Source organism: Marinimicrobium sp. UBA4209 (assembly GCF_002381585.1).
GTDB classification, from domain to species: Bacteria; Pseudomonadota; Gammaproteobacteria; order Pseudomonadales; family Cellvibrionaceae; genus Marinimicrobium; species Marinimicrobium koreense.
This window is the reverse complement of the sequence record NZ_DFTP01000052.1, coordinates 15,593-25,741: the sequence shown is the minus strand read 5'-3', so window position 1 is coordinate 25,741 and position 10,149 is coordinate 15,593. Positions and strand designations below refer to the sequence as shown.

Genomic DNA, 10,149 nt, shown 5'->3' with positions numbered 1-10,149 from the left:
AGATTTGGTCTGAACTAATACAACTAAAATCAACCAGTCCCAAGCCCTTTCAGTTAATCGTCATTGTCCATCATTCACCTCAAGTGCCAACGCCGTGCACAGTGGAGAGCGACGCACGAGCGAGTCCGGCGAAGGGCGGAGGACCTAGCGATATGATGCACTTTGCTAAGTAAAGCGCTCAAAATTGCCCATGCGTAGGTGTTAGAAGGCCAGGGCAAATTTCGACATAGCCAAATTTTGACAAAGCGTGATATTCGAACCTACGGTGCTGCCCCATTTCAGTCCAGCATTTCGGAACTACAAATGAGTTGCCTAAAACAAAGGTTGCCGCTTCGTTTCCAGGCTTGAATTTCACGATATAATAAATACGGTTCACCCCTTTGGTCCCATGTAGCCAGTATGGGGCTATATAAGTCGCGTCGTTCTCCTTCAGCTTAGGAGTGCCCAATTTGGAGGTAATCCAGACCACGTTCTCATGTGATACATGGTTGGTGAACGCTTCGGTTTCTGGAACAACTATTACATTTGGCATTCAATTCTCCACTACGTAACGCCCCGGTTGTGGAGCGGGATGGCAGTCCCGGCCCTGCAGGGGCGACAACAGCTGATTGGTTTAGCTTTAAAGACAATGGATTCCCCAAGGGTAACGAATTAACAACCGGACCTCCTCTCCCTTTTCGGAAGCGCCCAAGTCTGAGTTCAGGACACTCCCAACTTTTTTCATTAATTCAGTAGTGAAGGATTCTACATCCTCGTCGTGATCAAACCCTAGGCTGGAGCTCAGTTCTTCCGTGGCTGCTTCTATTTCTACTCGAGCCCAGTCAAGGAATTCTTCCCTAGGAAGGGACAATAATTTCCCTTCTATGTATGCACTAGACATCTAATGGCTCCTAAACGCCGCCATCAAGTGCGAAAAGCCAGAACGAGGTGGTGGGTTTTGGGTCCCGCTGACTGGCGTGTTATGCGCCACCGGTAAAAACTGCCTTGACTAGATTTTTTACAACCTCATCGACACTTAAGTTCTTTAGACTTTGTACCCTTTTTGCTAAAGCAGAGCCAAGATCATCGTCATTACCTACCAGGCCATCAGGAGTGCTTCGGAGTTTTTCTAACCCTTTAGCGGTTAGTTTCATGTTGTATTTTGGTATTCCCGTATCATGACCCTCCCAGCCATAGTACGAAATATAGCCATTCTGCTTTAGAAACACGATACTTTGATTCACCGCTTTTATTTTCCTATTTGTTTCATCCGAAATACTCTGCTGATCATATAGGCCAAGGCAATGATCTCTAAACTCCTCTATCTCTAAAGGGAACTGACTATAAAGTTGAGCTAGAACCTTTGCACAAGTTGCATCGAATAAGTCAATACTATTCAAAATTACACCTTTCTCCAATTGATCGAATAGCGCCGATCAGAACGCGCGGATTTGGTTTTGTAGTGGTGAAGGTTCAGCAGGCAAAGCCGCAACGAAACTGCTGCCACTGTGCTTGGAGTTGTAAGAGTAAGAGCCTGCAAGCGAGCCTCTATGATTCTAGCTCAAGATCCAAGTCCCTAAGAAAAGAAAGCACTTCCTCACAGAACTCCACGGCGGGATAGCCCTTGCTCTTGTACATTCCTATTTGGAAGTCATCCGGTAGCTGGTTGCCGGCTTCCATGATCTCTATGCCTCCATCGTGAGTGCTTCGATTTCGGAACTTATATAGCTTTTTCATCAGTTCCGACAGCCCAGACGTCTTTATAAATCCTGATATATTCTTCTTCTGGGAAACTTTGACATATTTCCTCAGCGTTTCTAAAGCCTCCCGGTCTTCAACTGGTTCGCCTGAATCCGGATCACAAAACGCATAATATAGATAGGTCGCCTTGAACTCAAGAAATCCATAACACCCATTGAGAAAAGCGCCCAGCAGCCACCGAAACTTGTCCCGGTCACGTTCTACGGCTAGCAAAGAATAAAAGAACTAACACTCATTCATTTTATCGTCTGGAAGCACTACAGAAGACAAGTCTAGGTCTTTAAGAATTGGACGGAGATCTACCATTTGGTGCTCCTCTAATCGCTCGAGCTTACTCGCAATTTTGAAGCTGCATGACGGTGGAATTCTCGCTGAGCAGCCGATTTTTATACGACATTCGGTCCCTCACCAAAAAATTCATTAGCCGGCCGATTGCTTACGCGGATTGCCCCGGGATCCTAGTAGTACTACAATCTCTCAGGCCGCGTCCTACGCTCTAATTGGTAAAACAAATCCAGCGTACTCTATGCGTCGGTATACCATTCTGGAGGTATGAGTTTTTTACCATCCCGCCATTCATCCACTTCGTGGACATTATTGATGTTCCCATAGATAGCCTTATCTGCATGATCAAGAACGATAAATTGCCAGGACGAATCCGGTTTTGACAAGGATTCTGACAAGGTTCTAAATATCTTCTTAACTGCATCAGAATCTTCATCCTTGTAATTTTTGAAATCTTCTTCCCTTTCATCCCCTTCAACCAACGTGACTTTCGGGAAATAAACCTGACTTGGCTGATCGAAGATGACAAAACTGGGAACGCTAGAGCCTGGCAGGCTGGCAAAAAACTCCTGAAATGCGCACATAGCCGCTATATGGAAAGAGACCCAGTTAGAAGCACTACCGACTTCAGCAAGGAAGTGCCAATCCCCCTCATTGCCCCGTACCTTGATGGTCAACTCTTTGATGTCAATTTTTGCCCTGGACTGCCTGTATTTTTCTTCGACGTCAAGGTGCTGAAGATATGAGAGCATAAGGTCATCAATTATATCGGTCGCGGCATCTACTCTTCTTAAAATAGCGCTTTCATTCACCAGTGGTTTCAATTGATCGTGCTCGTCCTGAAGTCTCTGAATCTGACCTTCCAGGTCGCCGCCTTCAATGAGCTTTTCGAACCGCTCTAGAGATGAGCGGAAGTGGCCAAGAAAGATATACATATCTTTGTTTCTATAAAAGCTGTTTCGAGCCTGTTCGTCCTCCTGTACAAGCCGGTCATAGCGTTCTTGAAGTGCGCTCCTTTGCTCAAGTACGTCTTCCAAGTCCTGCTTAAGTCGCTGTTCTTCCCTGTCAAAAGTGGTGGGAATAACCCGGAATTTACTCGCTTCATCCTCATATTCTTCAAGAACGGCTGAAATCTTGTTGATTTCGCCAAGCGCGTTAGAATGAGCGGTCTCACCACATACGGGGCAACTTTCTGTATGCTCCGCTACATCTGTCAGCCATTTAGAAAGGTGAAGGCGGTCAGCCTTCTTTCTGGCAACAGAGCCGTAATCCGTAAAACCACTCTTCAGTCTTTTAACATCTTCAAGGCGTTTCTTTATTCTCGCAATTTGGGAAGCCAGATCGTCGTCCTGAGTATCAAGCCTTATGAGCTCTTCGCTTGAAGCCTGGATCTGATCTTCACCGACACGGGGGCTGTTCGGGCTTCTCTCAACCAACTCGTTACCGACCTCTAGAAGCCTCTCAGGATCGTCAGACTGAGAGAAATCAGCATCGACCAGTCCATAATTGAACGCTGTCATCAGATGTCCAAATATGTTGGACTTCCACTCTTCTGAAATCGCACGCTCTTTCTCAAGTTCCCGCCGCAATCTGTTTAGCTTTCGCTCAAGCACTTGCAATCGCTGACGGGCCTTCAAGACATCCACGTTCTCCGCCCCAAGAATAAAAGGAAACCAAGTGCGTAGTTTTTCTCGATGCTCATGAGCATGAGTTTTGTAAAACAGAATATTCTGGTTGGCGACAATATCCTGTGTCTGAAATACAAAGCCCATTAGATCGCGAATGCTCAGGCGGGATTTAAAACTGTTTTGCGATGCTTCGTCGGGGTCGAGGCTGAAATACGGCAGCAGAGCGATTTCATTCAGTGAGTGTTTGACATCCGCAATCGAAGCATTTCTGTCTTCCAGTACAGGTGGAATCGAAACGATCGTTCCTTTGTGGTAGTAAAAGTCATTAGACGGTTCGCTGCCAGTTGGAACTCTTCTCGCGATAAGTATCTGATCTTGATCAAGCTGGAGTATGACGCCGTACCAAGATGCATAATCTCTGATAGTGTCAATAGGAATGCTGCACGAACTGGAACCAAGACAGTAATCTATAATCGGTATTATTGCGGACTTTCCGGTACGGGATGCTCCTGTGATAACATTGACTTTGTCAAGTTCGAACTCTACTTCTCTTGGTGGAAAGTCTGAATTTTTAGGCCAGATAATCAACTTCTTTATCTTCATATTCACTATAACACCACCTTTAATAACGTAGAAACCTGACTGACAGAGTAGGCTGAAAACCACTTACCTAACGTCTCTGCTTTATTGCCTAAAGATTTGACGCTTTGCTTCGGTGTCATGCCCCGCCTCGGCTTTCCCGTCAGGGTTTTAGGATAAAGGCAGGCATCTTCAGGATTGAGAAACAGGAGACCATGATGAATAGCTAAGTCGATCGAACTTAAAGTATATGACTTCGTCTTGTTCACGCGGTCCTGAATCGAAAGGAAAAGATCGACGTCCCCTTTATCGGTAAAGCTCCTAGCGTAGGAAGCAAGATCGTTCCTAAGGTTGGTGACGGGATCGCTAAGACGCTTGTTTGTCAAAATTGCAGATGCAAGGAAATGCAACAATAGGACAGGGGGGTTACCTTCGGAGTGATGATCTGTATAGCCTGTTGTAAATCGCCAAAGAACGTACGATCCGACAATCGGTGTATTCCAGACTCTCACTTCTTCAACGAGATTGCTCATAAGCCCTCTACTTACTGTTTTTCAGCAAATCGTTCCATGATTCATGCCACCATAACTCATTTTCATTTGCTAGATTGTGGTATGTTCCGCGAACAAAATGAGAAAGAACAGGCTGGTTTCCTATTGTTGACTGCCTTTCCTTGCAATTGTGGTACAGAAGCTGTCCGCGTTCTTCTGGCTTTAGTGATTTTTCGGTAATGGAGATCTTTTTGAAGGTGCTGTTCCAATAGCTTCTAAGACTTTCTTCGAACTCCTGAGCCGATGCTTCGTCGATCAACTCGCTCTCTATCCATTTATCCGCATTTACCTTCCTGCGCAGAAAATCGGATACTGCTGAAATTTGTTCATGGTCTTCAATGTCGATTATCTGTAGTTGTTTCAAGTATCTCGGATATGCCTTAATCTGCTTGCGAACATCCTCGTGTTCGGCTGCATACTCCTTAGTGAAGTCGATTAATTCTCTGGCTCTGACTCTTTCGAATAGGACCAAAAATCTGTTCTCATATTCCGTCCATGGTATGATGGCTAGTTCGCCGACAGCGATCCTAGCCATCACAGAATTTGTTATCCAGCCGACTAATTCATCATGAACATAATCGACATGGTGATGGGATACTAAAATCATATCAGATAGAATCTGTTTTATTTCCTCGCTACCGGTTTTGGTGCCTACGATAAATTCAAAAGACTGAACTATAGATTTAAATAATTCTTTATTGTCAAGAATATATGAAAGGTACAAAAAGATTGGATGAGGTGTTTCCAGAGATTCGAATAGGTTTTCGACATCTTCGACACATCTATTTATTTCTTCAGGACTTTGAGCATCAGATAGCGCATCGACTATCCCTGTATTACCTTCGTGGCTGGCATATAAAATGAACTTTGTTCCCCCTAAATCTATCAAACCGTCATTCAGTGCATGGATCCAGTTATAGAACGTTTTCCAGAGATCGGTTGACTTGTCCGTAACCGGATTTCTGCTCAAAGACGACTTGTCTTCTTCTTCAATATTACTTCCGTTGTTGAGCATTACCGCCACGTCACCGGTGACCTCAACGCTCACAGACGATCCGCGTCCTGATTGCAGTAAGTGAATCAGCGCCCGTTGGAGCTGAAGCTGATATCCTAGCAATTGTCCCGCTGCGGTAGGCATATGAAACGTCCTTTGGTTCTTATCAAATACTTGTTGACATCTTGATGCTTACGCTTTCAGGTTGGATTTCGGTTAGTCTAATTAACGTCCGCTTTGGGCCGAAAGTGAATCTACTCCGAACCTCTCAATGCTGCAGCACGCACAGGATTGTAGTAGAGGCTAAATCGCAACGAAAAGGCTGTCATCGTGCTTGGCTTGTTCGTCAAGATTAAGTTGTGAAATGTGTCCAATTTCTGTTCAAATCAAAGATATTAAAATTACCGTTTCCTGAAGGGACCCAGAAAGCTACCCAGTTTCTGTTGATATCAAACTGGTTGAAGCCTCCATGATTATTGGAAGCTGTAAATGCCACCCATTCTCGGTTCGTATCAAAGATAAGAAGGACCTTGCTGTTCGCGGTTACTGAGAATCCGACAAGATTGCGCTGCACATCAAAAATATACTTACCTTCAATATTCATCGAGCGGTTCGGATCGATACTCAATGTTCGATTTGGATCAATCGACATTGTACGCCGCGGGTCAATGGACATTGTTCTATGTGGATCGATTGACATTGTTCTATTTGGGTCAATCGACATAGTCCGTCGTGGATCGATCGACATAGTTCTATGTGGATCAACGGACATTGTTCTATGTGGATCGATCGACATCGTCCGCCGGGGGTCAATGGACATGGTTCTATGTGGATCTACCGACATAGACTTCGAGGGGTCACGTGATAATGGAATCTGCATAGTTTTCCTTTGGCTAACATTAGTATGTCGCACGTGTGCGATATCAAATCAATAAAATTCCTCTAAAATTATTGTAAACAGTTGATTTGTAGATTGTATAACTCACTCTTTCGTGATTGTCGCCGGATAAAAACGAGCATGCTTAATATCCTTCTAGCTAGTGCCCTATATCATTCCATCTATGATGGTAACTGTTTGTTTTTGCGAGAAAATTCTAAGAACGGTGCGCTTAACAAGCTCCCTCTTATCAACTCACGCATTTTGGCAGGTAGCCACCATGGCTACATCCGTACATCTAAGGTCTAAAGTGCCACATTGGACGCCAGCAGGCAACCTTTTCGGAGGAGAAAGTTGGGTCGCTTTACAGGTTTCGTTTATCACTCACTGGCCACCGGCGGACAATGAAAACTCTGCTGCACCTTCTCTCCATCCATAGAATGCAAATGCACATCAAACCCCCACAGCCTATGCAGGTGGCGAATCACTTCCTGGGCGGAGTTGTCCAGCGGCTTCCTGGAGTGGCGGGTGTGGTGCAGGGTGATGGAGCGGTCGCCTCGTATGTCGACACTTTGTACCTGGATGTTGGGCTCGCGATTGCCCAGGTTGTACAGGCCCGCCAGGGACTGGCGCACGGCGCGGTAGCCTTCTTCGTCGTGGATGGCGTTGACTTCGATATGGGGTTCGCGGTCGTCGTCTACCACGGTGAAGAGTTTCAGGTCTCGGATGATTTTGGGCGATAGGAACTGCAGGATGAAGCTCTCATCTTTGAAGTTGCGCATGGCGAAGTGCAGGGTTTCATTCCAGTCGCTGCCGGCGATGTCCGGGAACCAGTAGCGGTCTTCCTCGGTGGGGCGCTCGCAGATGCGGCGGATGTCCATCATCATGTTGAACCCCAGGGTGTAGGGGTTGATGCCGCTGTAGTGGGGGCTGTCGTAGGGCGGCTGGTAAATCACGCTGGAGTGGGACTGCAGGAACTCCATCATGAAGGCGTCGGTGACCAGGCCCCGGTCATACATCTCGTTGAGCAGGGTGTAGTGCCAGAAGCAGGCCCAGCCTTCGTTCATCACCTGGGTTTGCCGCTGGGGGTAGAAGTACTGGGCGATTTTGCGCACGATGCGCACCACTTCGCGTTGCCAGGGTTCCAGTAGGGGGGCGTTCTTCTCGATGAAGTACAGCAGGTTTTCCTGGGGTTCGCTGGGGTAGCGCTGTTTCGGGGCGGGGTCTTCCGCCTCCGGGGTCATCCGGGGGATGGTTCGCCACAGGTCGTTCACCTGCCGCTGCAGGTATTCTTCGCGCTCCTTCTGCCGCTCCCGCTCGTCCCAGGCGGAGATGGGGGAGGGGCGTTTGTAGCGGTCCACGCCGTAGTTCATCAGGGCGTGGCAGGAGTCCAGGGTCTCTTCCACAGCGCTGATGCCGTAGCGCTCTTCGCACTGGGCGATGTAGTTCTTGGCAAACACCAGGTAGTCGATGATGGAGCTGGCGTCGGTCCAGGTGCGGAACAGGTAGTTGCCTTTGAAGAAGGAGTTGTGGCCGTAGCAGGCGTGGGCGATCACCAGCGCCTGCATGGTGATGGTGTTCTCCTCCATCAGGTAGGCGATGCAGGGGTTGGAGTTGATCACGATTTCGTAGGCCAGCCCCATCTGCCCCCGGGTGTAGGCGTTTTCCACGGACAGGAACTGTTTGCCGTAGGACCAGTGGTGGTAGCCCAGAGGCATGCCCGCTGCGGAGTAGGCGTCCATCATCTGTTCGGAGCTGATGATCTCGATCTGGTTGGGGTAGGTGTCCAGCCCGAACTCTTTGGCAATACCGGCGATGGCCCGGTCGTATTCCTCGACCAGCTCGAAGGTCCAGTCGGCGCCGGTGGATATGGGTTTGCGCTCACTCATGACTTAACCCGCCTGCCGGTGCGTGTCTTTATGGAACAGCTCGCGAAACACCGGGTAGATGTCGCGCACGTCGGTGATCTGTTCCATGGCGAAGATGTGCGGGAAGCGCTCCTGCACTTCTTCGTACTCGTGCCAGAGCGCCTGATGCTCCCGCTGGGTGATTTCGATGTAGGAGAAGTACTGCACGTGGGGCAGTATGTCCTCACACAGTACCTGTTGGCACACGCTGGAGTCTTCGTTCCAGTTATCCCCGTCCGAAGCCTGGGCGCCGTAGATGTTCCACTCGCTGGTGGGGTAGCGCGCTTCCATGATGCTGTGCATCAGCTTCAGGGCGCTGGAGACGATGGTGCCGCCGGTTTCCCGGGAGTAGAAAAACTCTTCCTCGTCTACTTCCTTGGCGCTGGTGTGGTGGCGGATGAACACCACTTCGGTGTGTTCGTAGTTGCGCTGCAGAAACAGGTACAGGAGGATGAAAAAGCGCTTGGCCATGTCCTTGGTGGACTGGGTCATGGAGCCGGACACGTCCATCAGGCAGAACATCACCGCTTTGCTGCGCGGTATGGGGTGTTTGACGTGCAGGTTGTATTTCAGGTCGAAGGTGTCCAGCCAGGGGATGCGCTTGATCTTCGCCTCCAGCTCGACGATTTCCTCTTCTAGGCTTTTGACCTTGCGCGCGTCGTACAGGATGTCCTGCTTGGCCTGCTCCTCTTCAAGCTGGGCTTTTAGCTCCTTGAGGCGGCGGCGCTTTTTGGCGGTCAGGGCAATGCGCCGGGCGTGGGCGGAGCGCATGGAGCGCACCACGTTCAGTTGCCCGGGGTTGCCCTCGTTGCTGATGCCGGCCCGGTGGCGCTGGAAGTCGGTGTCGCCGATCAACTGGCGTTTGACCAGGTTGGGTAGCGCCAGGTCGTCAAACATGAAGTCCAGAAATTCGCTCTGGGATATCTGAAAAACAAATTCGTCTTCGCCCTCGCCGGAATCGCTGGCACCGGAGCCGCTGCCGCCACCGCCGCCGCTGGGCGGGCGGGCAATGCGATCTCCCCGGGTGAATTCCTTGTTGCCGGGCAACACGTTTTCCCGGTGGCCGCCCTGGCCGTGGTGGAATACCGGTTCGTGAATGTCCCGGGTGGGAATGCTGATTTTCTCGCCCTGCTCAATGTCGGTAATGGAGCGACGGCTGACCGCACCGGACACGGCTTTTTTGATGTGCTCTTTATAGCGACGCAGAAAGCGCTGCCGGTTGACGGCACTTTTGTTTTTGGCGTTCAGGCGACGGTCGACAATATGACTCATACGCTAACCTCGAAAAACCACCCTCGGCACCCCGGGTGGGGTGCTGGCTTTACTGGGACTTGCGGACCCGCAGATACCACTCCGACAGCAGCCGGACCTGCTTCTCCGTATAACCGCGCTCGATCATGCGCGCCACAAAGTCCTGGTGTTTTTTCTGGTCCGCGGCGGAGGCCTTGGCATTGAAGGAAATGACGGGCAGCAGGTCCTCGGTGTTGGAGAACATTTTCTGCTCGATCACCGAGCGCAACTTCTCGTAGCTGTTCCAGGCAGGGTTGCGGCCGTTGTTGTTGGCCCGGGCGCGCAGCACGAAGTTGAC

9 protein-coding genes and 1 pseudogene are annotated in these 10,149 nt (G+C 49.4%); all 10 read right to left on the bottom strand.

Translation table 11 applies throughout. The annotated features are described in order from the left end of the window. Positions 1-178: 178 nt before the first annotated feature. Complete coding sequence (locus B3187_RS07785; RefSeq protein WP_286805568.1) at positions 179-532, bottom strand: hypothetical protein; 354 nt, start codon at positions 530-532, stop codon at positions 179-181. A gap of 427 nt (positions 533-959) precedes the next feature. Next, on the bottom strand, positions 960-1,379 hold the full coding sequence (locus B3187_RS07780) for a hypothetical protein (RefSeq protein WP_286805566.1): 420 nt from the start codon (positions 1,377-1,379) through the stop codon (positions 960-962). Between the two features lie 148 nt (positions 1,380-1,527). Continuing rightward, positions 1,528-1,953 carry a hypothetical protein gene (locus B3187_RS07775; RefSeq protein WP_286805564.1) on the bottom strand — a complete coding sequence of 142 codons (426 nt, stop codon included), beginning with the start codon at positions 1,951-1,953 and terminating at the stop codon, positions 1,528-1,530. 311 nt (positions 1,954-2,264) lie between these two features. After that, positions 2,265-4,256: a DUF3732 domain-containing protein gene (locus B3187_RS07770; RefSeq protein WP_286805572.1), complete on the bottom strand. Its 1,992-nt coding sequence runs from the start codon at positions 4,254-4,256 to the stop codon at positions 2,265-2,267. A gap of 5 nt (positions 4,257-4,261) precedes the next feature. Next, complete coding sequence (locus B3187_RS07765; protein WP_286805563.1) at positions 4,262-4,765, bottom strand: three component ABC system middle component; 504 nt, start codon at positions 4,763-4,765, stop codon at positions 4,262-4,264. A 7-nt stretch (positions 4,766-4,772) separates the two neighbouring features. Beyond that, positions 4,773-5,831, bottom strand: coding sequence for an ABC-three component system protein (locus B3187_RS07760; RefSeq protein ID WP_286805562.1), 1,059 nt, complete (start codon positions 5,829-5,831; stop codon positions 4,773-4,775). Between the two features lie 298 nt (positions 5,832-6,129). Further along, positions 6,130-6,501: a hypothetical protein gene (locus tag B3187_RS07755; protein ID WP_286805561.1), complete on the bottom strand. Its 372-nt coding sequence runs from the start codon at positions 6,499-6,501 to the stop codon at positions 6,130-6,132. Positions 6,502-7,034: 533 nt separating this feature from the next. Further along, positions 7,035-8,543 carry a SpoVR family protein gene (locus tag B3187_RS07750; RefSeq protein ID WP_286805559.1) on the bottom strand — a complete coding sequence of 503 codons (1,509 nt, stop codon included), beginning with the start codon at positions 8,541-8,543 and terminating at the stop codon, positions 7,035-7,037. A gap of 3 nt (positions 8,544-8,546) precedes the next feature. Then, the gene (locus B3187_RS07745; protein WP_286805557.1) at positions 8,547-9,833 is read right to left on the bottom strand and encodes a YeaH/YhbH family protein; all 1,287 of its coding nucleotides are present in this window, start codon (positions 9,831-9,833) and stop codon (positions 8,547-8,549) included. 49 nt (positions 9,834-9,882) lie between these two features. Then, positions 9,883-10,149: pseudogene (locus tag B3187_RS07740) on the bottom strand (PrkA family serine protein kinase); the annotation flags it as partial.

Bases quoted from the DNA above. Each gene is read 5' to 3' on its own strand.
- B3187_RS07765 (WP_286805563.1), bottom strand. From the start codon at position 4,765: ATGAGCAATCTCGTTGAAGAAGTGAGAGTCTGGAATACACCGATTGTC.
- B3187_RS07770 (WP_286805572.1), bottom strand. From the start codon at position 4,256: ATGAAGATAAAGAAGTTGATTATCTGGCCTAAAAATTCAGACTTTCCA.
- B3187_RS07750 (WP_286805559.1), bottom strand. From the start codon at position 8,543: ATGAGTGAGCGCAAACCCATATCCACCGGCGCCGACTGGACCTTCGAG.
- B3187_RS07755 (WP_286805561.1), bottom strand. From the start codon at position 6,501: ATGTCGATTGACCCAAATAGAACAATGTCAATCGATCCACATAGAACA.
- B3187_RS07745 (WP_286805557.1), bottom strand. From the start codon at position 9,833: ATGAGTCATATTGTCGACCGTCGCCTGAACGCCAAAAACAAAAGTGCC.
- B3187_RS07785 (WP_286805568.1), bottom strand. From the start codon at position 532: ATGCCAAATGTAATAGTTGTTCCAGAAACCGAAGCGTTCACCAACCAT.